The 23,751-nt window shown below is 42.9% G+C and carries 26 protein-coding genes; 22 read left to right on the top strand and 4 right to left on the bottom strand.

The features are described from left to right. The first annotated feature begins 142 nt into the window (after positions 1-142). From purF to purB, 10 genes are all read left to right on the top strand, one after another. Positions 143-1,585: an amidophosphoribosyltransferase gene (gene purF / locus ACLNCS_RS06825; protein WP_414315052.1), complete on the top strand. Its 1,443-nt coding sequence runs from the start codon at positions 143-145 to the stop codon at positions 1,583-1,585. A 218-nt stretch (positions 1,586-1,803) separates the two neighbouring features. After that, positions 1,804-2,826 carry a phosphoribosylformylglycinamidine cyclo-ligase gene (gene purM / locus ACLNCS_RS06820; protein WP_424847972.1) on the top strand — a complete coding sequence of 341 codons (1,023 nt, stop codon included), beginning with the start codon at positions 1,804-1,806 and terminating at the stop codon, positions 2,824-2,826. After that, positions 2,826-3,380, top strand: a complete 555-nt coding sequence (gene purN, locus ACLNCS_RS06815; RefSeq protein ID WP_424847949.1) for a phosphoribosylglycinamide formyltransferase — start codon at positions 2,826-2,828, stop codon at positions 3,378-3,380. The genes purM and purN overlap by 1 nt, the downstream gene beginning before the upstream one ends. A 74-nt stretch (positions 3,381-3,454) precedes the next feature. Next, the gene (gene purH, locus ACLNCS_RS06810) at positions 3,455-5,002 is read left to right on the top strand and encodes a bifunctional phosphoribosylaminoimidazolecarboxamide formyltransferase/IMP cyclohydrolase (protein ID WP_070676969.1); all 1,548 of its coding nucleotides are present in this window, start codon (positions 3,455-3,457) and stop codon (positions 5,000-5,002) included. Between the two features lie 122 nt (positions 5,003-5,124). After that, entirely contained in the window at positions 5,125-6,387 is a 1,263-nt protein-coding gene (purD, locus tag ACLNCS_RS06805) for a phosphoribosylamine--glycine ligase (protein WP_070676970.1), read from the top strand. Between the two features lie 93 nt (positions 6,388-6,480). Next, entirely contained in the window at positions 6,481-6,597 is a 117-nt protein-coding gene (locus ACLNCS_RS06800; RefSeq protein ID WP_080980075.1) for a phosphoribosylaminoimidazole carboxylase, read from the top strand. A gap of 30 nt (positions 6,598-6,627) precedes the next feature. Next, the gene (gene purE / locus ACLNCS_RS06795; protein WP_000805610.1) at positions 6,628-7,116 is read left to right on the top strand and encodes a 5-(carboxyamino)imidazole ribonucleotide mutase; all 489 of its coding nucleotides are present in this window, start codon (positions 6,628-6,630) and stop codon (positions 7,114-7,116) included. Next, positions 7,103-8,194: a 5-(carboxyamino)imidazole ribonucleotide synthase gene (gene purK, locus ACLNCS_RS06790; protein ID WP_070676971.1), complete on the top strand. Its 1,092-nt coding sequence runs from the start codon at positions 7,103-7,105 to the stop codon at positions 8,192-8,194. The genes purE and purK overlap by 14 nt, the downstream gene beginning before the upstream one ends. A gap of 9 nt (positions 8,195-8,203) precedes the next feature. Further along, a complete protein-coding gene (locus ACLNCS_RS06785; RefSeq protein WP_424847945.1) occupies positions 8,204-8,431 on the top strand; it encodes a phosphoribosylaminoimidazole carboxylase in 228 nt (75 codons plus the stop codon). Positions 8,432-8,485: 54 nt separating this feature from the next. Next, entirely contained in the window at positions 8,486-9,784 is a 1,299-nt protein-coding gene (purB, locus tag ACLNCS_RS06780; RefSeq protein WP_424847943.1) for an adenylosuccinate lyase, read from the top strand. Between the two features lie 44 nt (positions 9,785-9,828). Here purB and ACLNCS_RS06775 read toward each other — a convergent pair whose 3' ends face one another. Together ACLNCS_RS06775 and ACLNCS_RS06770 are read right to left on the bottom strand one after the other, a co-directional pair. Continuing rightward, positions 9,829-10,287 carry a YSIRK-type signal peptide-containing protein gene (locus tag ACLNCS_RS06775; protein ID WP_424847941.1) on the bottom strand — a complete coding sequence of 153 codons (459 nt, stop codon included), beginning with the start codon at positions 10,285-10,287 and terminating at the stop codon, positions 9,829-9,831. A 269-nt stretch (positions 10,288-10,556) separates the two neighbouring features. Next, entirely contained in the window at positions 10,557-11,273 is a 717-nt protein-coding gene (locus ACLNCS_RS06770) for a GntR family transcriptional regulator (RefSeq protein ID WP_074324926.1), read from the bottom strand. 320 nt (positions 11,274-11,593) lie between these two features. Here ACLNCS_RS06770 and ACLNCS_RS06765 point away from each other — a divergent pair, with 320 nt between their 5' ends. From ACLNCS_RS06765 to ACLNCS_RS06735, 7 genes are all read left to right on the top strand, one after another. After that, entirely contained in the window at positions 11,594-13,381 is a 1,788-nt protein-coding gene (locus ACLNCS_RS06765) for a glycoside hydrolase family 35 protein (protein WP_424847938.1), read from the top strand. Continuing rightward, complete coding sequence (locus tag ACLNCS_RS06760; protein ID WP_004250394.1) at positions 13,378-13,854, top strand: PTS sugar transporter subunit IIB; 477 nt, start codon at positions 13,378-13,380, stop codon at positions 13,852-13,854. Before ACLNCS_RS06765 ends, ACLNCS_RS06760 begins: the two co-directional genes overlap by 4 nt. Positions 13,855-13,880: 26 nt before the next feature. Then, positions 13,881-14,786, top strand: coding sequence for a PTS mannose/fructose/sorbose/N-acetylgalactosamine transporter subunit IIC (locus ACLNCS_RS06755; protein ID WP_006149155.1), 906 nt, complete (start codon positions 13,881-13,883; stop codon positions 14,784-14,786). Then, positions 14,773-15,594 carry a PTS system mannose/fructose/sorbose family transporter subunit IID gene (locus ACLNCS_RS06750; protein ID WP_049496691.1) on the top strand — a complete coding sequence of 274 codons (822 nt, stop codon included), beginning with the start codon at positions 14,773-14,775 and terminating at the stop codon, positions 15,592-15,594. Before ACLNCS_RS06755 ends, ACLNCS_RS06750 begins: the two co-directional genes overlap by 14 nt. A gap of 3 nt (positions 15,595-15,597) precedes the next feature. Then, positions 15,598-16,002, top strand: coding sequence for a PTS sugar transporter subunit IIA (locus ACLNCS_RS06745; RefSeq protein ID WP_424847935.1), 405 nt, complete (start codon positions 15,598-15,600; stop codon positions 16,000-16,002). Between the two features lie 99 nt (positions 16,003-16,101). Beyond that, positions 16,102-17,265, top strand: a complete 1,164-nt coding sequence (locus ACLNCS_RS06740; protein ID WP_424847933.1) for an SIS domain-containing protein — start codon at positions 16,102-16,104, stop codon at positions 17,263-17,265. A 13-nt stretch (positions 17,266-17,278) separates the two neighbouring features. Further along, positions 17,279-18,316, top strand: coding sequence for an aldose epimerase family protein (locus tag ACLNCS_RS06735; RefSeq protein ID WP_424847931.1), 1,038 nt, complete (start codon positions 17,279-17,281; stop codon positions 18,314-18,316). A gap of 41 nt (positions 18,317-18,357) precedes the next feature. On the opposite strand, the gene rnjA is transcribed toward ACLNCS_RS06735, so the two are convergent. Both rnjA and ACLNCS_RS06725 read right to left on the bottom strand, forming a co-directional pair. Further along, positions 18,358-20,037 (bottom strand): ribonuclease J1, encoded by a 1,680-nt coding sequence (gene rnjA / locus ACLNCS_RS06730; RefSeq protein ID WP_254724644.1) that lies wholly within the window; start codon positions 20,035-20,037, stop codon positions 18,358-18,360. Position 20,038: 1 nt separating this feature from the next. Continuing rightward, positions 20,039-20,272, bottom strand: coding sequence for a DNA-dependent RNA polymerase subunit epsilon (locus ACLNCS_RS06725; protein WP_006149161.1), 234 nt, complete (start codon positions 20,270-20,272; stop codon positions 20,039-20,041). 271 nt (positions 20,273-20,543) lie between these two features. Here ACLNCS_RS06725 and ACLNCS_RS06720 point away from each other — a divergent pair, with 271 nt between their 5' ends. The 5 genes from ACLNCS_RS06720 to ACLNCS_RS06700 all read left to right on the top strand — a co-directional run bounded on the left by ACLNCS_RS06720 (position 20,544) and on the right by ACLNCS_RS06700 (position 23,667). Beyond that, positions 20,544-20,750 carry a hypothetical protein gene (locus tag ACLNCS_RS06720; protein WP_424847929.1) on the top strand — a complete coding sequence of 69 codons (207 nt, stop codon included), beginning with the start codon at positions 20,544-20,546 and terminating at the stop codon, positions 20,748-20,750. A 110-nt stretch (positions 20,751-20,860) separates the two neighbouring features. Beyond that, positions 20,861-21,544: a tRNA (adenosine(37)-N6)-threonylcarbamoyltransferase complex dimerization subunit type 1 TsaB gene (gene tsaB, locus ACLNCS_RS06715; protein ID WP_424847927.1), complete on the top strand. Its 684-nt coding sequence runs from the start codon at positions 20,861-20,863 to the stop codon at positions 21,542-21,544. After that, positions 21,541-21,978, top strand: a complete 438-nt coding sequence (rimI, locus tag ACLNCS_RS06710; RefSeq protein WP_424847925.1) for a ribosomal protein S18-alanine N-acetyltransferase — start codon at positions 21,541-21,543, stop codon at positions 21,976-21,978. Before tsaB ends, rimI begins: the two co-directional genes overlap by 4 nt. Beyond that, positions 21,968-22,978: a tRNA (adenosine(37)-N6)-threonylcarbamoyltransferase complex transferase subunit TsaD gene (tsaD, locus tag ACLNCS_RS06705; RefSeq protein ID WP_424847923.1), complete on the top strand. Its 1,011-nt coding sequence runs from the start codon at positions 21,968-21,970 to the stop codon at positions 22,976-22,978. Before rimI ends, tsaD begins: the two co-directional genes overlap by 11 nt. A 65-nt stretch (positions 22,979-23,043) precedes the next feature. Next, on the top strand, positions 23,044-23,667 hold the full coding sequence (locus ACLNCS_RS06700; RefSeq protein ID WP_424847921.1) for a hypothetical protein: 624 nt from the start codon (positions 23,044-23,046) through the stop codon (positions 23,665-23,667). Positions 23,668-23,751 lie beyond the last annotated feature (84 nt).

Below are 23,751 nucleotides of genomic sequence, written 5' to 3'. Positions count from 1 at the left end.
CATTAGTCAATGTAAAATCAAGTAGATGTAACTTGCGAGAATTGCAAATGATTTGTTGTTGCGAGTGAAACGAACTTCTGCCGTATCATTCCGTTCTAGTATCGTTAAGGAATGATACACAAATAAAAATTAGGTATATAAAATGACATACGAAGTAAAATCTCTTAATGAAGAATGTGGTGTTTTTGGTATCTGGGGTCACCCAGACGCTGCCAAATTGACCTATTTTGGACTCCATAGTCTTCAGCACCGTGGTCAGGAGGGGGCAGGAATCCTCTCCAATGACCAAGGGAAATTGAAGCGTCATCGTGATATGGGGCTTTTATCAGAAGTCTTCAAAAATCCTGCGAATTTGGATAAATTGACAGGAACTGGAGCTATTGGACACGTGCGTTATGCGACTGCGGGAGAAGCTTCTGTAGACAATATCCAACCTTTCCTTTTCCGCTTTCACGATATGCAGTTTGGTTTGGCTCATAATGGGAATCTGACCAATGCAGAATCGCTCAAGCAAGAATTGGAACAAAGAGGAGCGATTTTCAGCTCAACCTCTGACTCTGAAATCTTGGCTCACCTTATTCGCCGTAGCCACAATCCAAACCTGATGGGTAAAATTAAGGAAGCGCTCAGTCTTGTCAAAGGTGGTTTTGCTTATCTCTTGATGTTTGAAGATAAGTTAATTGCAGCGCTTGACCCAAATGGCTTCCGTCCTCTATCAATCGGGAAAATGGCGAATGGAGCAGTAGTGGTTTCATCTGAAACCTGTGCCTTTGAAGTAATCGGTGCTGAGTGGATTCGAGACGTAAAACCAGGCGAGATTGTCATTATTGATGACAATGGCATCCAGTATGACAGCTATACAAACGATACTCAGTTGGCTATCTGTTCCATGGAGTATATCTACTTCGCACGTCCTGACTCCAATATCCACGGAGTCAATGTCCATACAGCTCGTAAGAGAATGGGAGCTCAATTAGCACGTGAGTTCAAGCATGAAGCCGATATCGTAGTCGGGGTGCCAAACTCCTCTCTTAGCGCAGCGATGGGCTTTGCGGAAGAATCAGGTCTGCCAAATGAAATGGGTCTCATCAAGAACCAATATACGCAACGGACCTTTATCCAGCCGACTCAAGAATTACGCGAGCAAGGGGTTCGGATGAAGTTATCTGCTGTTTCTGGTGTCGTTAAAGGCAAACGCGTTGTCATGATTGATGACTCGATTGTACGAGGCACGACATCTCGTCGCATTGTCCAACTTTTGAAAGAAGCGGGGGCATCAGAAGTACACGTTGCCATTGGTAGTCCTGCTCTTGCCTATCCATGTTTTTACGGGATTGATATCCAGACACGTCAGGAGTTGATTGCGGCTAATCATACTGTTGAGGAAACTTGCCAAATCATTGGTGCGGATAGCCTGACTTATCTTTCTATTGATGGGTTGATTGACTCTATTGGGATTGAAACAGATGCGCCAAATGGCGGTCTCTGTGTTGCTTACTTTGATGGGAAATATCCAACTCCTCTCTATGATTATGAAGAAGAATATCGTAGAAGTTTAGAAGAAAAAACGAGTTTTTACAAATAAAATTCCCCATTGAAGGAAAGGAAAAGGAATAAACAAATGACAAATAAAAATGCATACGCTCCACGTCTCACTACTGACTAAAAGCTAAAGCATTTGTCAGTAGACGCTTTCTCCTATGGGACCAAAGTTAGAGACCTGACTAGTATTTTTAGATAAAATAATTGTTTATCTAAAAATACGTCGCAGTCTTTCTCAAAAAAAGAAAAGGAATGAATAAAATGACGAATAAAAATGCTTATGCGCAGTCTGGTGTGGATGTTGAAGCGGGTTATGAAGTTGTTGAACGGATCAAAAAACACGTGGCACGTACAGAACGTGCGGGTGTTATGGGAGCTCTTGGTGGTTTCGGTGGCATGTTTGACCTTTCAAAAACAGGTGTTAAAGAGCCAGTTTTGATTTCAGGGACGGATGGTGTCGGAACTAAGCTCATGTTAGCTATAAAGTATGACAAACACGATACCATTGGTCAAGACTGTGTGGCCATGTGTGTCAACGATATCATCGCTGCAGGTGCAGAGCCCCTCTACTTCTTGGACTATGTCGCAACTGGTAAAAATGAACCAGCTAAACTAGAACAAGTCGTTGCTGGTGTAGCCGAAGGGTGTGTGCAGGCTGGTGCAGCCCTTATCGGTGGGGAAACGGCTGAAATGCCTGGTATGTACGGTGAAGACGACTATGACTTGGCTGGGTTTGCTGTTGGTGTTGCAGAAAAATCTCAAATCATCGACGGTTCAAAAGTAGCTGCAGGTGATGTGATTCTTGGACTTGCCTCAAGCGGTATCCACTCAAATGGTTACTCACTCGTGCGTCGTGTTTTTGCGGATTACACAGGTGAAGAAGTCCTCCCAGAATTGGAAGGCAAGAAACTTAAAGACGTTCTTTTGGAACCAACTCGTATCTACGTCAAAGCAGCTTTGCCACTCATCAAAGAAGAATTGGTCAACGGGATTGCCCATATCACAGGTGGTGGTTTTATCGAAAATGTACCACGTATGTTCGCTGATGACTTGGCTGCTGAAATTGACGAAAGCAAAGTCCCAGTTCTTCCAGTTTTCAAAGCTCTTGAAAAATATGGCCAAATCAAACATGAAGAAATGTTTGAAATCTTCAACATGGGTATTGGTCTCATGCTTGCGGTTAAACCAGAGAATGTGGAACGTGTCAAAGAACTTCTTGACGAACCTGTTTATGAAATTGGTCGTATTGTGAAGAAAGATGGCGCAAGTGTGGTGATTAAATAATGACTAAAAGGATTGCTGTTTTTGCCTCTGGTAACGGCTCAAACTTTCAGGTGATTGCGGAACAATTTCCAGTAGAATTTGTCTTTTCAGATCATCGGGATGCCTATGTACTTGAGCGTGCCAAAAAACTTGGGGTTTTAACCTATGCCTTTGAACTTAAAGAGTTTGAGAACAAGGCAGACTATGAAGGAGCCATCGTCGAACTTTTGGATGAACATCAGATTGACTTGGTTTGCTTGGCGGGTTATATGAAAATTGTTGGCCCAACCTTGCTAGCAGCTTATGAAGGCCGTATCATCAATATTCATCCGGCTTATCTTCCTGAATTTCCAGGTGCTCATGGCATTGAGGATGCTTGGAGTGCAGGTGTGGACCAGTCTGGCGTGACTATTCACTGGGTGGACTCTGGTGTTGATACCGGTAAGGTCATCAAACAGGTTCGTGTACCACACCTTGAAGGAGACACCCTTGATATTTTCGAGACTCGCATCCACGAAACAGAGTACAAACTCTATCCAGAAGTCTTGGAACATTTGGGAGTTGCACGCAAATAAGGAAGTGCTAGAGCTGAAAGAATAATTTCGACTGTAGCAAAGAAAGAACTTTTTTAAAAAGGAAAAGAAAGAACATGACTAAACGAGCACTTATTTCAGTCTCAGATAAAGCGGGCATTGTTGAATTTGCCCAAGAACTTAAAAAACTTGGTTGGGACATCATCTCAACAGGTGGTACCAAAGTTGTCCTAGACAATGCTGGGGTTGATACCATTGCTATCGATGATGTGACTGGTTTCCCGGAAATGATGGACGGTCGTGTCAAGACCCTCCACCCCAATATCCATGGCGGTCTCCTCGCTCGTCGCGACCTGGATAGTCACTTAGAAGCAGCCAAGGATAACAAAATCGAATTGATTGACCTTGTTGTGGTCAATCTTTACCCATTCAAGGAAACCATTCTTAAACCAGACGTGACTTATGCGGATGCCGTTGAAAACATCGATATCGGTGGTCCATCAATGCTTCGTTCAGCAGCAAAAAACCACGCTAGCGTAACAGTTGTGGTAGACCCAGCTGACTACGCTGTTGTGCTTGACGAATTGGCAGCCAACGGCGAAACAAGTTACGAAACTCGCCAACGCTTGGCAGCTAAGGTTTTCCGTCACACAGCTTCATACGATGCCTTGATTGCAGAATACTTCACAGCTCAAGTGGGTGAAAGTAAACCTGAAAAACTCACCTTGACTTATGACCTTAAACAAGCTATGCGTTATGGTGAAAACCCTCAACAAGACGCAGACTTCTACCAAAAAGCCTTGCCAACGGACTACTCAATTGCTTCAGCGAAACAGCTCAACGGTAAGGAATTGTCCTTCAACAATATCCGTGACGCTGATGCTGCCATCCGTATCATTCGCGATTTCAAAGAACGCCCAACGGTTGTGGCTTTGAAACACATGAACCCATGTGGGATTGGTCAAGCTGATGACATCGAGAATGCTTGGGACTACGCTTATGAGTCTGACCCAGTTTCTATCTTTGGTGGAATTGTCGTTCTCAACCGTGAGGTAGATGCTGCGACAGCTGAGAAGATGCACGGTGTTTTCCTCGAAATCATCATTGCACCAAGCTATACGGATGAAGCGCTAGCCATTTTGACCAACAAAAAGAAAAATTTGCGCATTCTTGCCTTGCCATTTGACGCACAAGATGCTAGTGAAGTGGAAGCAGAATATACAGGTGTTGTCGGTGGACTCCTCGTTCAAAATCAAGACGTGGTCAAAGAAAGCCCAGCTGACTGGCAAGTGGTAACCAAACGCCAACCAACTGAGACAGAAGCGACTGCCCTTGAGTTTGCTTGGAAAGCTATCAAGTATGTCAAATCAAATGGAATCATCGTGACTAATGACCACATGACACTGGGTGTTGGCCCAGGTCAAACCAACCGTGTGGCCTCTGTTCGTATTGCCATCAATCAAGCCAAAGACCGCCTTGACGGCGCTGTTCTTGCTTCAGATGCCTTCTTCCCATTTGCGGATAACGTGGAAGAAATCGCTAAAGCAGGTATTAAGGCTATCATCCAGCCTGGTGGATCCGTCCGTGACCAAGAATCCATCGAAGCTGCTGATAAATACGGCTTAACCATGGTCTTCACAGGCGTGAGACATTTTAGACATTAAGAAAATAAAAGGGAAGAAAACAGTTTCTTTCCTTTTTTTTGCTTTAAAAGCGAAACGAAACAAGATTAAAACGAACGTTTATGGTATAATATTAGTAAATAATTCGCAAAAGAGGTTGAAAGATGAAGCTGTTAGTTGTCGGCTCGGGTGGTCGTGAACATGCCATTGCTAAGAAGTTGCTTGAGTCAAAAGATGTTGAAAAAGTCTTTGTAGCTCCTGGGAACGACGGGATGACTCTGGATGATCTGGAATTGGTAAATATCTCTATTTCCGAACATTCTAAATTGATTGAGTTTGCAAAAGCCAACGATATTGCTTGGTCCTTCATTGGTCCAGATGACGCCCTTGCGGCTGGGATTGTGGATGAGTTCAATGCAGCTGGCCTCAAAGCCTTTGGTCCGACAAGATTGGCAGCGGAGTTGGAGTGGTCCAAGGATTTTGCTAAGGAAATCATGGTCAAATACGATGTTCCGACAGCAGCCTATGGGACCTTCTCAGATTTCGAGGAAGCCAAGGCCTATATCGAAGAAAAAGGCGCTCCAATCGTAGTCAAGGCAGACGGTTTGGCCCTTGGGAAAGGTGTCGTCGTTGCTGAGACAGTCGAGCAAGCAGTAGAAGCCGCTCACGAGATGCTTTTGGACAATAAATTCGGGGACTCAGGTGCGCGTGTGGTTATCGAGGAGTTTCTTGCAGGAGAGGAATTTTCACTTTTTGCCTTTGTAAATGGTGACAAGTTCTACATCATGCCAACAGCTCAGGACCACAAACGTGCCTATGATGGCGACAAGGGGCCTAACACGGGTGGTATGGGTGCCTATGCGCCAGTTCCACACTTGCCAGAGAGCGTGGTTGCTACAGCGGTTGACACCATTGTCAAGCCAGTCCTCGAAGGGATGATTAAAGAAGGGCGCCCCTATCTTGGTGTCCTTTACGCAGGTCTTATCTTGACAGCTGATGGGCCCAAAGTCATCGAGTTTAACGCTCGTTTCGGAGATCCAGAAACGCAAATTATCTTACCTCGTTTGACATCTGACTTCGCGAATAACATTACTGACATTTTGGAAGGCAAAGAGCCAGCCATCACTTGGATGGACAAGGGTGTGACACTAGGCGTTGTTGTAGCCTCAAACGGATACCCACTCGCTTATGAGAAAGGTGTCAAGCTTCCTACCAAGACAGAAGGCGACATCATCACTTACTATGCCGGAGCTAAATTTGCTGAAAATGGGGAAGACCTCCTCTCAAACGGTGGACGTGTCTATATGTTAGTCACCACAGCAGATACTGTCAAAGACGGCCAAAACATTATCTACAACCAACTCAACAAACAAAATACAGAAGGCCTCTTTTACCGAACAGATATCGGAAGCAAGGCAATTAGATAAAGATATAAGAAAAAGCGACGCAGTCGCCAAACCCGATAATGGTCGTTTAATTTGCGAGCATTAGCGAGCTGATATAGAGCAATCACCGCCGTTGTGAAAGAACGATTGGATTATAAGCCAATCGTTCAGGGAAATCGGAAGACCTTGGGCTTCCGATTTAGGCATGAGACACCTTTGGTGGCTGCTGCCGTCCCTCACAACCTAAGGTGATTGTCAAAAAAGGAAGAAAAAGGATTAAAAATGAAACCAGTAATTTCCATCATCATGGGCTCAAAATCCGACTGGGCAACCATGCAAAAAACCGCTGAAGTCCTAGACCGCTTCGGTGTAGTCTACGAAAAGAAAGTTGTTTCCGCTCACCGTACACCAGACCTCATGTTTAGACATGCGGAGGAAGCCCGTAGCCGTGGCATCAAGGTTATCATCGCAGGTGCGGGTGGCGCAGCCCATTTGCCAGGTATGGTAGCTGCCAAAACAACCCTCCCTGTCATCGGTGTACCAGTCAAATCACGAGCGCTTAGTGGCGTGGATTCTCTTTACTCGATTGTTCAGATGCCGGGTGGTGTGCCTGTTGCGACAATGGCTATTGGTGAAGCAGGTGCGACCAATGCGGCCCTCTTTGCCCTCCGTCTCCTTTCAGTAGAGGATCAGGCTATTGCAACAGCATTGGCAGATTTCGCAGAAGAACAAGGAAAAATCGCAGAGGAGTCGACGAATGAGCTCATCTAAAACAATCGGAATTATCGGTGGTGGTCAGCTGGGTCAGATGATGGCCATTTCTGCTATCTACATGGGACACAAGGTTATCGCGCTGGATCCTGCGGCGGATTGCCCAGCCTCTCGTGTGGCGGAAATCATCGTGGCGCCTTATAATGATGTGGACGCCCTCCGTCAGTTGGCGGAGCGTTGCGATGTCCTGACCTATGAGTTTGAGAATGTCGATGCCGATGGTTTGGATGCTGTCATCAAGGATGGTCAACTCCCTCAAGGGACAGATTTGCTCCGCATTTCCCAAAATCGCATCTTTGAAAAGGACTTTCTCTTAAATAAGGCTCAAGTCACCGTGGCACCCTACAAGGTTGTGACTTCAAACCAGGATTTGGCAGATATCGACCTTTCTAAAAACTATGTCCTCAAGACTGCGACTGGTGGCTACGATGGCCATGGACAAAAGGTCATTCGTTCAGCGGAAGATTTAGAAGAAGCTTATGCGCTAGCAGATTCAGCAGATTGCGTTTTAGAAGAATTCGTCAATTTCGACCTTGAAATTTCTGTCATTGTGTCAGGAAATGGCAAGGACGTGACAGTTTTCCCGGTTCAGGAAAATATCCACCGTAACAATATCCTGTCTAAGACCATCGTGCCAGCTCGCATTTCAGAAAGTCTGGCTGAAAAAGCCAAAGCCATGGCAGTGCGAATCGCTGAACAGCTGAACTTGTCTGGAACTCTTTGTGTGGAAATGTTTGCGACAGCTGATGACATTATTGTCAACGAAATCGCGCCACGCCCACATAACTCTGGACACTACTCAATCGAAGCCTGTGATTTTTCACAATTTGACACACATATCTTGGGCGTTCTCGGAGCGCCACTTCCAACAATCCACCTCCATGCTCCAGCAGTCATGCTCAACGTCCTCGGCCAACACGTCGAAGCAGCTGAAACATATGTGACAGAAAATCCAAGCGCCCACCTCCACCTATATGGTAAAATAGAAGCGAAGCACAACCGCAAAATGGGACATGTGACTTTGTTTAGTGATGTGCCAGATGAGGTTGAAGAATTTGGGAAAGGGATTGATTTTTAGGACATGCCTATGATTCAACTCATTGTCAACGCATTTGTTGAAAAAGAAAAGACGGGAGCAGTCGTCGAAGTCTTGTATGCTAGTAGCAATCACGAAAAAGTGAAAGCTAAGTATGAAGAGCTGACTGCTCAATATCCTGAAAACTATTTAGCTATCTATGATGTCCCGCTGGATACAGATGTGAATACATTAGATCACTACCCATCTATGTGGATTGGGAAAGAAGAATTTGAGTAAAGTGACTGTTGCTTGCCAACTGATGAGAAACATCAAAAGAAAGGAAAATTAAACATGATCGAACGTTACTCTCGCCCTGAAATGGCGAACATTTGGACTGAAGAAAATAAATACCGTGCTTGGCTTGAGGTGGAAATCTTGGCTGATGAAGCATGGGCTGAGTTGGGAGAAATCCCTAAGGAAGATGTGGCTTTGATTCGCGAGAAGGCGGATTTTGACATTGACCGTATTTTGGAAATCGAGCAGCAAACTCGTCACGATGTAGTGGCTTTCACACGTGCGGTTTCTGAGACGCTTGGTGAAGAACGCAAGTGGGTTCACTATGGTTTGACTTCTACTGACGTGGTAGATACGGCCTATGGTTACCTCTACAAACAAGCCAACGATATCATCCGCAAGGATCTTGAAAACTTCCTCAACATCATTGCTGACAAAGCCAAAGAATACAAGTTCACCATCATGATGGGGCGTACCCACGGTGTGCACGCTGAGCCTACAACTTTTGGTCTGAAATTGGCGACTTGGTACAGCGAAATGAAACGGAACATCGAGCGTTTCGAGCATGCGGCTGCTGGTGTGGAAGCTGGTAAGATTTCTGGTGCGGTTGGTAACTTTGCCAACATTCCACCATTCGTTGAAAAATACGTCTGCGATAAATTGGGTATCCGTGCTCAAGAAATCTCTACACAGGTGCTTCCTCGTGACCTTCACGCTGAGTACTTTGCAGTTCTTGCGAGCATCGCAACTTCGATTGAGCGGATGGCAACTGAAATCCGTGGTCTTCAAAAATCTGAACAACGGGAAGTGGAAGAGTTCTTTGCCAAAGGTCAAAAAGGGTCTTCAGCAATGCCTCACAAACGGAACCCAATCGGTTCTGAAAACATGACAGGTCTTGCGCGTGTGATCCGTGGTCACATGGTCACAGCTTATGAAAATGTGTCACTCTGGCACGAACGTGATATCTCTCACTCATCAGCTGAGCGTATCATCGCACCAGACACAACCATCTTGATTGACTACATGCTCAACCGTTTCGGAAACATCGTCAAGAACTTGACAGTCTTCCCAGAAAACATGATTCGCAACATGAACTCTACATTTGGACTTATCTTTAGCCAACGTGCTATGTTGACTTTGATTGAAAAAGGGATGACACGTGAGCAAGCATACGACCTTGTTCAACCGAAGACTGCCCAATCATGGGATAACCAAGTAGACTTCAAACCACTTCTTGAAGCAGATCCAGAAGTGACTTCACGTCTCACTCAAGAAGAAATCGATGAAATCTTCAACCCAACATACTACACCAAACGGGTGGATGAAATCTTCGAACGCATCGGTTTGGGTGACTAATGATAATAAAAAAAGCGAGATTCTATCTCGCTTTTTATTTGTGCTTAATCTTTTTTCTTGCTTAGTCCATAAGCTGTGAGAGCAGCCATGAGACCTGTAGCAATCAACCATTCTGAACCTTGGCTTCCTGTCTCAGGAAGTTTATATTCTTTGGCTGAAGGAGCCTCAACTGTAGCAACTTTTTTATTTTCTACCTCTTCTGGTTCTGACTTCTTAGCTTCTCCAGTTATTTCTGATTTTGTTGGAGCTTCAGTATTTGTTACTGGAGCGACTGGAGACGCTTGAGCTACATTTTCTGTTGAAGGAGTAGTCTCGAGTTTTTCTTCACTCGTTGGTGGAGTAACTTCTCCAGTGGTTTGGACAGCAGGTTGATTCTCTGTTGTAGCAGGCACAACTCCGTCAGCAGCAACAGCTTGAGCCTGAAAGGCAAAGCCAATCAATACAGAAGCGGTCCCGATTGTATATTTACGAATAGAGAAGCGCTGCTTATTTTCTGGTTTCATTAAAAAACCTCTCTTTTGAATTTTTGGTAGCGTTTTCATATATTGATTCTATTGTATGTTCATACTAAAATAAAGTCAAGTTTTTGAGGGAATTATTATAAAAAAAAGAATAATTTATAAATTAAGATATATTTTTCTAATTTTGATTATTTTTTAGTAAAAAGGTTACTAATTATAGAATTGCTTGAAATGCTATTCTCAGAAAAGGGAGTCGATGCTATAATAGATATATAAAAAACCTGAGACAGTCGCCTCAGGATTTTTAAAGATTAGTGGTCACGATCACAAGAAATGAATTTGATTTTGTAGAAATCAGATCGTTTATATGTCTCGATATATTCCAAAACTTGACCAGTTGCTTCAAGCTTAGTTGTCTTAGTTTGGAAAACAGTTGGGAAATGAGTGTCGATTCCTAATACAGAAGCGGCATGTTCTGGAGTTGGAAATACAATTTCATTAATTTCTTCAAAATGCTCATCATTCATGTGAATGTGGTAGTCCACTTTGAAACGATTATAGATAGAACTATAGTATTCAAGATTTGGATAGTTGGCATTGATGTACTGTTCAGGAATGTATGAACTGTGATAGATATAGGTGATGCCATTTGTTTCACGAACACGTTCAATCTTGTAGTAGAATTGATCGCCACGTAAGCCGAGCTTTTCTAGATATTTAAGATCGTTCCCGCGTTCGATAGAAAGAACAGTTACCTTATCGTCTTTGGTCTCGAAGATTTCTACATCAGAAAATTCAACGAGTTTATGCTTGCGGGCACGAGCCACGAATGTTCCTTTACCTTGTTGACGAACAATGTATCCGTCTTTAGCAAGATCATTCAAGGCACGAACCACTGTGATTGAGCTAACATCATACATGGAAATCAATTCTGCTTCAGTGTAGAATTTATCTCCACTAGCAAATTGACCAGAAATAATCTTGTTTTTCAATTCATCTTTAATATACTGATACTTTGGAATTGCCATAATTACACCTCATTTTTTCCTTCTCCACCTATGATTTTAACATAAAATCGAAAAAAAGAGTAGAAAAGCAATGAAAAAATTTAAAATATCGGAATAAGAAATTAGGATACATATAAATAATTTGAGTTTTAATTCCTATTTTTGCTTTCTATTTAGAACGTTGATTTTATGGCATTTTGATATTTTTTAGAAAAAATTTAGTAAAAGACAGAAAGTTTTTAAAGAAAATTTCAAAAAGTATTGACATTAATCCCCGATTAGTTTATAGTTGATATAACAATACATGAAAGCGCAAACTTTTCGCTTTTAGGGGAGGAAGAATGGCAAGATTTGAAATTAAAGATGATTTCTATCTGGATGGGAAACCATTCAAGATTTTGTCTGGCGCCATTCACTATTTTAGAGTTCCTGCGGAAGATTGGCATCATTCATTGTATAACCTCAAGGCACTAGGTTTCAATACGGTTGAGACTTATGTTGCTTGGAACATGCATGAACCTGCTGAAGGTAACTTTAACTTTGAAGGCAATCTTGATTTAGAGAGATTTCTTCAAACTGCACAAGATTTGGGCTTATATGCAATTGTACGTCCTTCTCCATTTATCTGTGCAGAATGGGAATTCGGTGGTTTACCAGCATGGCTCTTGACCAAGGATATGAGAATTCGGTCATCTGACCCAGCTTTCATTGACATGGTTGGTCGCTACTATGATCAGTTGCTTCCACGTCTAGTTCCGAGATTATTGGAAAACGGTGGGAACATTCTCATGATGCAAGTCGAAAATGAGTACGGATCCTATGGCGAGGACAAGACCTACTTGAGGGAAATTCGACGTTTGATGGAAGAACGAGCAGTTACTTGTCCGCTTTTCACATCAGATGGACCATGGCGAGCAACTCTTAAGGCTGGAACCTTAATTGAGGATGATCTCTTTGTGACAGGGAACTTTGGTTCCAAGGCTGCTTATAATTTCTCACAGATGCAAGAATTCTTTGATGAGCACGGCAAGAAATGGCCACTCATGTGTATGGAATTCTGGGATGGCTGGTTTAATCGATGGAAAGAACCGATCATCAAGCGTGAACCTGAGGAATTAGCAGAAGCTGTCCACGAGGTTTTAGAGCAAGGCTCTATTAACCTTTACATGTTCCACGGTGGAACGAACTTTGGTTTTATGAATGGTTGTTCAGCTCGAGGAACCATTGATTTACCACAAGTAACATCTTATGATTATGACGCTCTTCTTGATGAAGCTGGAAACCCAACTGCTAAATATTTCGCAGTGAAAGAAATGATGGCGACTTACTATCCTGAGTATCCGCAATCTGACCCGCTTTACAAAGAGAGTATGGAAGTTGAAAACATTCTACTGGTCGAGAAAGTTTCTCTTTTCGAAACCTTGGATAGCCTGACAAATCCTATCGAAAGTCTCTACCCTAAGAAAATGGAAGAGCTAGGACAAGGTTACGGCTACCTACTCTATCGTACGGAAGCAAGTTGGGATGCAGATGAAGAACGCATTCGAATTATTGACGGACGAGATAGAGCTCAGCTCTTTATCGATGGTAAACGAGTGGCAACACAGTACCAAACAGAAATCGGTGAAGATATCTTTTATCAAGGTAAAAAGAAAACGCTATCCAATATTGATATACTTATTGAAAATATGGGGCGTGTCAACTACGGTCACAAATTCTTAGCAGATACACAGCGAAAAGGAATTCGCACAGGTGTTTGTAAAGATCTGCATTTCTTGCTCAACTGGAAGCAATATCCACTTCCTCTTGATAACCCAGAGAATATTGATTTCTCTAAGGGATGGACAGAAGGACAACCTGCCTTTTACGCTTATGACTTTGAAGTTGAGGTGCCAAAGGATACCTACTTAGACTTATCTGAGTTTGGTAAAGGGATTGCTTATATCAATGGACATCATCTAGGTCGCTTCTGGAATGTCGGTCCAACCTTATCTCTTTATATTCCACATAGCTATCTCAAAGAAGGTGCCAACCGCATCATTATCTTTGAAACAGAAGGGGAATATAAGGAACACATACATTTAACTTGTAAACCTACACTAAAACTTATAAAGGGGGAAAACTTATGACAATTGTAGGATGCCGTATCGATGGGCGCTTAATTCACGGACAAGTCGCAAACCTTTGGTCTGCTAAACTTAATGTTTCACGTATTATGGTCGTTGACAATGATGTTGTGAACAACGACGTTGAAAAAAGCGGCTTGAAACTCGCAACACCACCAGGTGTAAAACTTAGTATTTTGCCAGTTGATAAAGCAGCAGCCAATATTCTTGCTGGTAAATACGATAGCCAACGTCTTTTGATTGTAGCACGCAAACCTGACCGTTTCCTCGGTTTGGTAGAAGCAGGTGTGCCACTTGAAACTGTCAATGTCGGCAACATGTCTCAAACACCAGAAACACGTGCGATCACACGTTCTATTAACGTTGTTGATAAAGACGTAGAAGATTTCCACAAATTGGCGGAAAAAGGTGTTAAACTTACTGCTCAAATGGTTCCAAATGATCCAGTTTCAGACTTTTTGAGCTTATTAAAATAGGAAAAAATTTTTAGGAGGTCATTGTTATGATACAATGGTGGCAAATTTTACTTCTCACTTTGTACTCAGCTTATCAAATCTGTGATGAGTTGACGATCGTTTCTTCTGCAGGTTCCCCTGTATTCGCTGGTTTCATTACTGGTTTAGTCATGGGAGATTTGACAACTGGTTTGTTTATCGGTGGTAGCTTGCAGTTATTCGTACTTGGGGTAGGTACCTTCGGTGGTGCTTCTCGTATCGACGCAACTTCTGGTGCGGTTCTTGCGACTGCTTTCTCAGTTTCACAAGGAATCGAAACAGACCTTGCGATCACTACAATCGCTGTACCAGTAGCGGCACTTTTGACTTACTTCGACGTACTTGGTCGTATGACTACAACATTCTTCGCTCACCGTATTGATGCTGCGATCGAACGCTTTGACTACAAAGGAATCGAACGTAACTATCTTCTTGGTGCAGTTCCTTGGGCTCTTTCTCGTGCCCTTCCAGTATTCTTCGCCCTTGCTTTCGGTGGAGAATTCGTACAAGGTGTTGTAAACCTTGTTAAAGAATACCAATGGGTTGCAGACGGTTTGACTCTTGCAGGTCGTATGCTTCCAGGTCTTGGATTCGCTATCTTGCTTCGTTACCTTCCAGTTAAACGTAACCTTCACTACCTTGCTATGGGATTCGGTTTGACAGCTATGTTGACTGTACTTTACTCATACGTAACAGGTCTTGGTGGAGCAGTTGCTGGTCTCATTGGCACTCTTCCTGCTGACGTTGCTGAAAAAATTGGCTTTGCCAACAACTTCAAAGGTTTGTCTATGATCGGTATCTCTATCGTAGGTATCTTCCTTGCAGTTGTTCACTTCAAGAACAGCCAAAAAGTTGCTGTAGCAGCACCTTCTACACCATCAGAAAGTGGGGAAATTGAAGATGACGAATTCTAATTACAAATTAACAAAAGAAGATTTTAATCAAATTAACAAACGTAGCTTGTTCACTTTCCAATTGGGATGGAACTACGAACGTATGCAAGCATCAGGTTACCTTTACATGATCTTGCCACAATTGCGTAAAATGTATGGAGATGGAACTCCTGAGTTGAAAGAAATGATGAAAGTTCATACTCAATTCTTCAACACTTCACCATTCTTCCACACAATCATCGCTGGTTTTGACCTTGCCATGGAAGAAAAAGATGGCGTTGGCTCAAAAGATGCGGTTAACGGTATCAAGACAGGTTTGATGGGACCATTCGCTCCTCTTGGAGATACAATCTTTGGTTCACTTGTACCTGCTATCATGGGATCTATCGCTGCAACAATGGCTATCGCTGGCCAACCTTGGGGTATCTTCCTTTGGATCGCAGTTGCAGTAGCTTATGACATCTTCCGTTGGAAACAGTTGGAATTTGCATACAAAGAAGGGGTTAACCTTATCAACAACATGCAAAGTACTTTGACAGCTTTGATTGAAGCTGCATCTGTACTTGGTGTATTCATGATGGGTGCTCTTGTAGCAACAATGATTAACTTTGAAATTTCTTACAAATTGCCAATCGGTGAAAAGATGATTGACTTCCAAGATATCTTGAACTCAATCTTCCCACGTTTGCTTCCAGCAATCTTCACTGCCTTCATCTTCTGGTTGCTTGGTAAGAAAGGTATGAACTCTACAAAAGCTATCGGTATCATTATCGTGCTTGCCTTGGCTCTTTCTGCTCTTGGTAAATTTGCACTTGGAATGGGCGCATAATTTATGACTAAATCATTAATTCTAGTGAGCCACGGTCGTTTCTGTGAAGAACTTAAAGGTAGCACAGAGATGATTATGGGACCACAAGACAACATTCATGCGGTTGCTCTTCTTCCAGAAGATGGACCAGAAGAATTTACTGCTAAATTTGAAGCTGCTGTTGAAGGATTGGATGATTTCCTAGTCTTTGCGGATCTTCTTGGCGGAACTCCATGTAACGTGGTGAGCCGTTTGATTATGGAAGGTAGTGACATTGAACTTTATGCAGGAATGAACCTTCCAATGGTCATTGAGTTTATCAATGCAAGCCTAACTGGAATGGATGCGGACTATAAGAGTCGTGCTTCAGAAAGCATTGTGAAAGTTAATGATTTATTGGCAAGCTTCGATGACGATGAAGATGAATAAGATGTAATAAACTATCTTATAGAAAATATACATGGGAATGGGAGCGACTCCCATTCCCATGTTTTCAATCATGAAACAATATTAGATTAGAGGTTTTCAATGCTAGATTATACAAAAGAAGATTTGCTTGAGTTGGGAGCAGAGATCACCACACGCGAAATTTACCAACAACCAGATGTTTGGAAGGAAGCTTTTGAATCTTACCAAGCACGCCGTGATGAAATTGCAGCCTTTTTGCAAGGAATTGCAGATAAACATGACTACATTAAGGTTATCCTGACTGGTGCTGGGACTTCAGCTTATGTAGGCGACACCTTAGTTCCATACTTCAAGGAAGTCTATGACGAACGTAAATGGAATTTCAATGCTATTGCGACAACAGATATCGTTGCCAACCCACAAACGTATTTGAAAAAAGACGTGGCAACTGTTTTGGTATCATTCGCACGTAGTGGAAATTCACCTGAGAGTGTAGCAACGGTTGACCTGGCTAAGGCCTTAGTTGATGAGCTTTATCAAGTAACGATCACTTGTGCGGCTGAAGGGAAATTAGCACTTCAAGCTCACGGTGATGACCGCAACCTCTTGCTCTTGCAACCGGCAGCTTCTAACGATGCTGGATTTGCTATGACATCAAGCTTTACTTCAATGATGTTGACAGCACTTTTGGTCTTTGATCCAACTGAATTTGCTGTTAAAGCTGAACGTTTTGAAGTGCTTTCTAGTCTTGCTCATAAAGTTCTTGACAATGTGGCAGATGTGAAAGAGTTAGTTGACCTAGACTTTAACCGAGTGATTTACTTAGGTGCAGGTCCATTCTTCGGACTTGCTCATGAGGCACAACTGAAAATTTTGGAATTGACTGCTGGTCAGGTTGCGACAATGTATGAAAGTCCAGTCGGCTTCCGTCACGGTCCAAAATCTCTTATCAATGAAGATACTGTAGTTTTAGTTTTTGGTACTACAACAGACTATACTCGTAAGTATGACTTAGACTTGGTTCGTGAAGTTGCAGGGGACCAAATCGCTCGTCGCGTTGTTCTCTTGAGTGATCAAGCCTTTGGTCTTGAAAACGTTAAGGAAGTAGCACTTGGCTGTGGCGGTGTCTTGAATGACGTTTACCGTGTATTCCCTTATATTGTTTATGGTCAATTATTTGCTCTCTTGACTTCGCTTAAGGTTGGAAATAGACCAGATACACCATCACCTACAGGCACAGTAAACCGCGTCGTTCAAGGTGTTATTATTCACGAATTCAAATAATAAGGAGAAAAGGATGAAAGCATACACAGAACGTGTATTTGGGAAAGTTGATGGCAAGGATGTTGTCGCTTATCGCTTTGAAACAGAAGCAGGCTACCAACTAGAAATCATGACCTATGGTGCAACGATTCTACGCTATGTAACTCCTGATAAGGCTGGTAATTTTGCCAATGTTATCCTAGGCTTTGATGATTTTGATAGCTATGTAGGTAATAGTCCTAAACATGGAGCGAGCGTAGGTCCAGTTGCAGGTCGTATCGCAGGTGCGACTTTCGAATTGAATGGGAAAACCTATGAACTCGAAGTCAACAATGCTAGCAACTGTAACCACAGCGGTTCAACAGGTTGGGATTCTAGTTTGTTTGAGCTAGTCGAGGTGAGCGACCATGGTTTGACTCTTTACACAGAAAGAACAGACGGTACAGGAGGTTTCCCTGGAAACCTTAAAATTTGGATTAGCTACCACTTGGAAGAAACTGGTGCTTACGAAGTTAGCTACAAGGTGACGACGGATCAGGATACCTTGGTCAATCCGACCAACCATAGCTACTTTAACTTGTCTGGCGATTTCACTCAGACGGTTGACCGCCATGTCTTCCAATTGAACACTGAGGGTATCTATCCAATCGCTCCTGACGGTGTCCCAGCTAAAGCTCCAGATGCTAATCGTGATGTGGTCAAACATATCTACAATGGTGCCTTGTTGAAAGATATCTTTGCAGAAGAAGATGAGCAAATCCAACTCGTATCTGGTTTGGACCACCCATTTGCTCTGCCTGCAGGACATGACAATGCTGGTTTCCTCTATGACCAAAACTCAGGTCGCTTCTTACTCTTTAAGACAGAAGCTCCTTGCTTTGTAGTTTATACAGCAAACTTTGTGGATGAGAGTGTCATCATCGCTGGTCAGCCGATGATTCAGCACAATGGAATTGCTCTTGAAGCACAGGCTTTACCAGATGCTATTCACAGTGATCTGAAAGACCAAGTGATTCTCAAGGCAGGTGAGATTTTCACCAGCAAAACTCGTTACGAAAGTGTCGTTAAATAATAAAAATTCTCTGAAGTCATAGGATTTCAGAGAATTTTTTCTTATTCTTCATCTGGTGTGAGAATCATCGGAATGATGATTGGTTCACGTTCAGTGTTTTCGTAAAGGAATGGTCGAATGGCGTTTACGATAGCACCATTGACAGATTGGACGCTGGCATCCTTGTTTTTCAAAGCGATACGAATAGCATTGAAAAGGATACGCTGACTTTGACGGATCAAGTCGCCAGATTCGCGCATGTAGACGAAACCACGACTAAGGATATCTGGTCCAGAAATAATCATCTGAGACTCAAAGTCTACCGTTGCGACAGCAAGTACGACACCATCTTCGGATAGGTCTCGGCGATCTTTAAGCACAGCTGCACCGATTTCACCGATCCGATTTCCATCGACGTAGATATCCTGAGCATTGAAGTGACCTGCGATACGAGCAGAGTTTGCAGTAAGGGCAAGGACATCACCATTGCTCATGATAAAGATATTGTCTTTTTCAACTCCAGTATCTACGGCAAGTCCAGCGTGGACTTTTTGCATGCGATATTCACCGTGAACAGGCATGAAGTATTTTGGTTTGATGAGGCGGAGCATGAGTTTTTGTTCTTGCTGACCACCGTGTCCAGATGTATGGATGTTGTTAATCTTACCATGGATAACTTCAACACCAGCTTCAGAAATGATGTTAATCAGCTTGTTAACGCTAGTGGTGTTTCCTGGGATTGGACTAGATGAGAAGATAACCGTATCGCCAGGTTGGAGTTGCACTTGACGGTGGGTTCCGTTAGCGATACGAGAGAGAGCCGCCATAGGTTCACCCTGGCTACCTGTACAGAGGATAAGAATCTCACCTGCAGGGTAATCTTTGATTTCATTTGCTTCGATGAAGGTTCCTTTTGGCGCTTTGATGTAGCCAAGCTCGATTCCGTTGACAATGGCCTTTTCCATAGAGCGTCCAAAGACAGCAATCTTACGCCCTGTTTTGACAGCGGCATCAGTTGCTTGTTGGAGACGGAAGATATTTGAGGCAAAGGATGCAAAGATGATACGTCCCTCGATACCTTGGATAATCTTCATAATAGACTGACCAACGACCTTTTCAGAGTTTGTAAAGGTTGGCACTTCAGCATTTGTCGAGTCAGAGAGTAAGCAAAGCACTCCGTCTTCACCTAGGGCTGCCATACGGTGCAAGTCTGCAGGTTCACCAACTGGTGTAAAGTCAAACTTAAAGTCACCGGTACAGACGATTTTTCCTTGAGGTGTGTGGATAACAATTCCCAAAGGCTCTGGGATAGAGTGAGTAGTTCTAAAGAAAGTTGCTTTAAGATTTTTAAAGGTCAACTCAGTGTTGTGGTTGATTTCGTGAAGTGTAGCATTGCGCAAAAGGCCATGTTCTTCGAGTTTTCCACGGATTAAAGCGAGAGCTAGTGGACCTGCATAGATAGGTATATTTGCTTGCTTGAGCAAGAAAGGAATCCCACCAATATGGTCCTCGTGTCCGTGTGTAATCAAGAGAGCCTTGACGCGGTCGATGTTTTCGACAATATAAGAGTAATCAGGGATAACGTAGTCGATACCAAGCAAGTCATCCTCGGGGAATTTAATCCCTGCATCAACAATGATGATTTCGTCTTGGTATTCGATTCCGTATGTATTTTTACCGATTTCTCCTAGACCACCAATGGCAAAAACGCCCACTTCTTCTGGTTTAAGAGTATAGGCCATATTAGAACTCCGTAATTTCGAATGCGCCAGTTTCTTTTTCGTAGTCTAGCAATTTGTCTGACAAGAGCTCGATATATTCAACGTTGAATTCTGGACGGTTTTTTTCAACAAGTTCACGGGCAATGATACGTCCCTCAAGTTCTGAGCTGGCATCAATGTCTAAGTAAAGTGAGCGTGTTGTTTCACGACGTGGGCTACGGTCTTTTGTTTCTTGATAAAAAACTTTGTAAATCATGTGTTTCCTTTCTGTTTTCAGGTCAGCTGTATTCAAAAAATTACCAGCTTGAAGCTGTTTGTTTCTATTTCATTTTCTGCCTGTATTGACCTTGATTCGTTACAATTATCTCAATTATAACATAAAAAGGGGAATTAGTAAAAGCAGGAAACATGAAAGTAAGGAGCTTGAAATGTGTTTCATTTTGCCCGATACAAGTATTTGAAGACTTTGGAATCAAGTGCTATAATAAAGTTAGAAAAGAGGTTTTTCCTTTTAAGGAGGGCAGGACATGTTTCAACTAGCTATTATCATTCGTCTTCTGGCCTTTGCGGGATTTGTTGCTTGTGTTTACGGTGGCAATGTTTTGTATACTCTGCTAGAGCATCGGAAGGCCAAATTCCTATGGAAGATTGGCTTCGTGACTCTGTATTCATTTTTCCTTCTTCTTGTGACCTATGTGGTCTGGTTTGTATTTTACTTTGGCTTGAATACTTAAGTGCTTGTCCTGTCTGTTTGGCAGGACATTTTTGTTTGGGAACAAAGAAAATTCCCATGTGTCGGCTTTTGTAGTATAATAGTAAACAGACAAAAAGATAGGAATGTGTTATGAAAGTATTAGCTTTTGATACGTCCAGCAAGGCACTGTCTTTAGCCATTTTAGAGGACAAGCAGCTTCTTGCCGAGACGACTATTGATATCAAGAAAAATCACAGTATTACCCTCATGCCTGCCATTGATTTTTTGATGGCGAGTTTGGATTGGACACCTAAGGATTTGGGTCGAATCGTCGTGGCAGAGGGGCCTGGTAGCTATACAGGTTTGCGAATCGCAGTAGCAACTGCCAAGACCTTGGCTCATACCCTAAACATTGAGTTGGTAGGTATGTCGAGCCTTTTAGCTCTGGTACCGAATCAACAGGAAGGTTTGGTTGTTCCTTTGATGGATGCTCGTCGTAACAATGTATACGCAGGGTTTTATGAACATGCTCAACCTGTCTTTCCAGAAGCGCATCTGTCCTTTGCGGAAGTCCTAGAGCAAGTCAAGGATGCCGACCAGGTGACCTTTGTTGGTGAAGTGGGTGCCTTTGTCGAGCAGATTCAAGAACAATTACCACAGGCTAACTATCAAGAAACCATACCAAACGCAGCGAATCTTGCTCTTTGGGCCTGGGACAAGGAAGCAGACTCCTTGCACGATTTTGTGCCGAATTACCTCAAACGTGTCGAAGCTGAGGAAAATTGGCTCAAGAATCATAGCGAGTCTTGCGAGTCTTACATTAAACGCCTATGATAGAAATCAAACGAATCCAACAGCAACCTGATGTGGCACAAGCTATCTACGAAGTGATGACGGATGTTTATCCCGTCAGTCCTTGGACGTTGGAACAAATCCAAGCAGACCTGTCCCAAAACCAGACTTGGTATGCTCTAGCTTATGATGGGGCAGAAGTGATAGGTTTTCTAGCAATTCAGGAGAATCTTTTTGAAGCAGAAGTCTTGCAAATCGCTGTCAAAAAAGCCTATCAAGGTCAGGGGATAGCCTCAACCTTGTTTGCGACACTGCCGACAGACAAGGAGATTTTCCTCGAAGTTAGAAAGTCCAACCACCGAGCGCAAGCATTTTACAAGAAAGAAAAAATGGCAGTCATCGCTGAGAGAAAGACCTACTACCATGATCCAGTTGAGGACGCCATTATCATGAAGAGAGAAATAGATGAAGGATAGATATATTTTAGCATTTGAGACATCCTGTGATGAGACCAGTGTCGCCGTCTTGAAAAATGATGACGAGCTCTTGTCCAATGTCATTGCTAGTCAAATTGAGAGTCATAAACGTTTTGGTGGCGTAGTGCCAGAAGTGGCTAGCCGCCACCATGTTGAAGTCATTACAGCCTGTATCGAGGAGGCGCTAGCAGAAGCAGGAATTAGTGAAGAGGATGTGACAGCTGTTGCGGTTACTTGCGGACCAGGCTTGGTCGGAGCCTTGCTAGTTGGCTTGTCAGCTGCTAAGGCCTTTGCTTGGGCTCATGGACTTCCTCTGATTCCTGTGAATCACATGGCTGGTCATCTCATGGCAGCTCAAAGTGTCGAGCCTTTGGAATTCCCCTTGTTAGCCCTTTTAGTCAGTGGTGGACACACAGAGTTGGTCTATGTGTCTGAGGCTGGTGATTACAAGATTGTTGGCGAAACCCGAGATGATGCAGTTGGTGAGGCCTATGATAAGGTCGGTCGTGTCATGGGCTTGACCTATCCAGCAGGTCGTGAGATTGACGAGTTGGCCCATAAAGGTCAGGATGTGTATGATTTCCCACGTGCCATGATCAAGGAAGACAATCTGGAGTTTTCATTCTCAGGTTTGAAGTCTGCCTTTATCAATCTCCACCACAATGCCGAGCAAAAGGGAGAAAGTTTGTCCAAGGAAGATTTATCTGCTTCTTTCCAAGCAGCAGTCATGGATATTCTCATGGCAAAAACCAAGAAAGCCTTAGAGAAATATCCTGTTAAAACCCTAGTTGTGGCTGGTGGTGTGGCAGCCAATAAAGGTCTTAGAGAACGTTTGGCAGCTGAAATCACAGATATCAATGTCATCATTCCGCCTCTGCGTCTCTGCGGAGACAATGCAGGTATGATTGCCTATGCCAGTGTTAGCGAGTGGAACAAAGAAAATTTTGCAGGCTTGGATCTAAATGCCAAACCAAGTCTCGCTTTTGATACCATAGAATAAAGAGTCAGCTTGAGGCTGGCTCTTTTGTTTGGACAAATGCGCGAGTTTTTTAGTATAGTAGAAATATGAAATTTAAAATAATCAGTAGTTTGCTTGCGCTAGTAGTGCTTGTCTTATTTATAAAATCTTACCAAAATTTTAAAAATATGGAATTCCCTAGTACGCAACTAGTCATGTTCAAATCGCTTTCGTTTTATATGTCTGTAGAATCTTTTGAAAATACATTTATAGCAGCTGACAAAGTCGTGGAAGAGGAGGAAATGGCCTATCGAGATACTTGGCGTGCAGAAGATCCGTATTTTTATAAAACAGGGCGTCTTTTCTACTATTACGAAAATATGAGATGGGAAGGCTATACTATCCGCGCAGATTTTACATTTTCAAAATGGCATACCTTGGAAAAAGCGAGGGCTTCTTTTCCTGTTGCTTCAAAAATGGAACAGAAAGAACTACTTGGCAATCTATCGCAGGCTATAAAAACAGAAATTGAATCTTTACCAGACTATCAGTCTATGACAGTTGAAATGGTAGGACTCGATCAAGATTCTTATCAATATAAAGTCAAATTACAAGGGCAAACGGAGGAGCTCTGGGTCGAGGTTTATTCAACAGAACTTGGATATCATGAAAAGCCTGAAGATAAGGAGTATGGGGTTAGGATTATTCAATATCGGAGGCATACACCATAAGTCTCGCTTTTGATACTATGGAGTAAAGAATTAGCTCAGTGTTAACTCTTTTATCTTGGACAAATACCAGAACTTTTTAGTATA

It is taken from the genome of Streptococcus sp. CL9.43 (assembly GCF_049737935.1).
GTDB lineage: Bacteria > Bacillota > Bacilli > Lactobacillales > Streptococcaceae > Streptococcus > Streptococcus infantis_I.
This window is presented reverse-complemented; position numbering and strand designations above follow the sequence as displayed.

What these genes read in the sequence shown, in the direction of transcription:
- purF (WP_414315052.1), top strand. Translation starts at nt 143, where the DNA reads ATGACATACGAAGTAAAATCTCTTAATGAAGAATGTGGTGTTTTTGGT.
- purM (WP_424847972.1), top strand. Translation starts at nt 1,804, where the DNA reads ATGACGAATAAAAATGCTTATGCGCAGTCTGGTGTGGATGTTGAAGCG.
- purN (WP_424847949.1), top strand. Translation starts at nt 2,826, where the DNA reads ATGACTAAAAGGATTGCTGTTTTTGCCTCTGGTAACGGCTCAAACTTT.
- purH (WP_070676969.1), top strand. Translation starts at nt 3,455, where the DNA reads ATGACTAAACGAGCACTTATTTCAGTCTCAGATAAAGCGGGCATTGTT.
- purD (WP_070676970.1), top strand. Translation starts at nt 5,125, where the DNA reads ATGAAGCTGTTAGTTGTCGGCTCGGGTGGTCGTGAACATGCCATTGCT.
- purE (WP_000805610.1), top strand. Translation starts at nt 6,628, where the DNA reads ATGAAACCAGTAATTTCCATCATCATGGGCTCAAAATCCGACTGGGCA.
- purK (WP_070676971.1), top strand. Translation starts at nt 7,103, where the DNA reads ATGAGCTCATCTAAAACAATCGGAATTATCGGTGGTGGTCAGCTGGGT.
- ACLNCS_RS06785 (WP_424847945.1), top strand. Translation starts at nt 8,204, where the DNA reads ATGATTCAACTCATTGTCAACGCATTTGTTGAAAAAGAAAAGACGGGA.
- purB (WP_424847943.1), top strand. Translation starts at nt 8,486, where the DNA reads ATGATCGAACGTTACTCTCGCCCTGAAATGGCGAACATTTGGACTGAA.
- ACLNCS_RS06775 (WP_424847941.1), bottom strand. Translation starts at nt 10,287, where the DNA reads ATGAAACCAGAAAATAAGCAGCGCTTCTCTATTCGTAAATATACAATC.
- ACLNCS_RS06770 (WP_074324926.1), bottom strand. Translation starts at nt 11,273, where the DNA reads ATGGCAATTCCAAAGTATCAGTATATTAAAGATGAATTGAAAAACAAG.
- ACLNCS_RS06765 (WP_424847938.1), top strand. Translation starts at nt 11,594, where the DNA reads ATGGCAAGATTTGAAATTAAAGATGATTTCTATCTGGATGGGAAACCA.
- ACLNCS_RS06760 (WP_004250394.1), top strand. Translation starts at nt 13,378, where the DNA reads ATGACAATTGTAGGATGCCGTATCGATGGGCGCTTAATTCACGGACAA.
- ACLNCS_RS06755 (WP_006149155.1), top strand. Translation starts at nt 13,881, where the DNA reads ATGATACAATGGTGGCAAATTTTACTTCTCACTTTGTACTCAGCTTAT.
- ACLNCS_RS06750 (WP_049496691.1), top strand. Translation starts at nt 14,773, where the DNA reads ATGACGAATTCTAATTACAAATTAACAAAAGAAGATTTTAATCAAATT.
- ACLNCS_RS06745 (WP_424847935.1), top strand. Translation starts at nt 15,598, where the DNA reads ATGACTAAATCATTAATTCTAGTGAGCCACGGTCGTTTCTGTGAAGAA.
- ACLNCS_RS06740 (WP_424847933.1), top strand. Translation starts at nt 16,102, where the DNA reads ATGCTAGATTATACAAAAGAAGATTTGCTTGAGTTGGGAGCAGAGATC.
- ACLNCS_RS06735 (WP_424847931.1), top strand. Translation starts at nt 17,279, where the DNA reads ATGAAAGCATACACAGAACGTGTATTTGGGAAAGTTGATGGCAAGGAT.
- rnjA (WP_254724644.1), bottom strand. Translation starts at nt 20,037, where the DNA reads ATGGCCTATACTCTTAAACCAGAAGAAGTGGGCGTTTTTGCCATTGGT.
- ACLNCS_RS06725 (WP_006149161.1), bottom strand. Translation starts at nt 20,272, where the DNA reads ATGATTTACAAAGTTTTTTATCAAGAAACAAAAGACCGTAGCCCACGT.
- ACLNCS_RS06720 (WP_424847929.1), top strand. Translation starts at nt 20,544, where the DNA reads ATGTTTCAACTAGCTATTATCATTCGTCTTCTGGCCTTTGCGGGATTT.
- tsaB (WP_424847927.1), top strand. Translation starts at nt 20,861, where the DNA reads ATGAAAGTATTAGCTTTTGATACGTCCAGCAAGGCACTGTCTTTAGCC.
- rimI (WP_424847925.1), top strand. Translation starts at nt 21,541, where the DNA reads ATGATAGAAATCAAACGAATCCAACAGCAACCTGATGTGGCACAAGCT.
- tsaD (WP_424847923.1), top strand. Translation starts at nt 21,968, where the DNA reads ATGAAGGATAGATATATTTTAGCATTTGAGACATCCTGTGATGAGACC.
- ACLNCS_RS06700 (WP_424847921.1), top strand. Translation starts at nt 23,044, where the DNA reads ATGAAATTTAAAATAATCAGTAGTTTGCTTGCGCTAGTAGTGCTTGTC.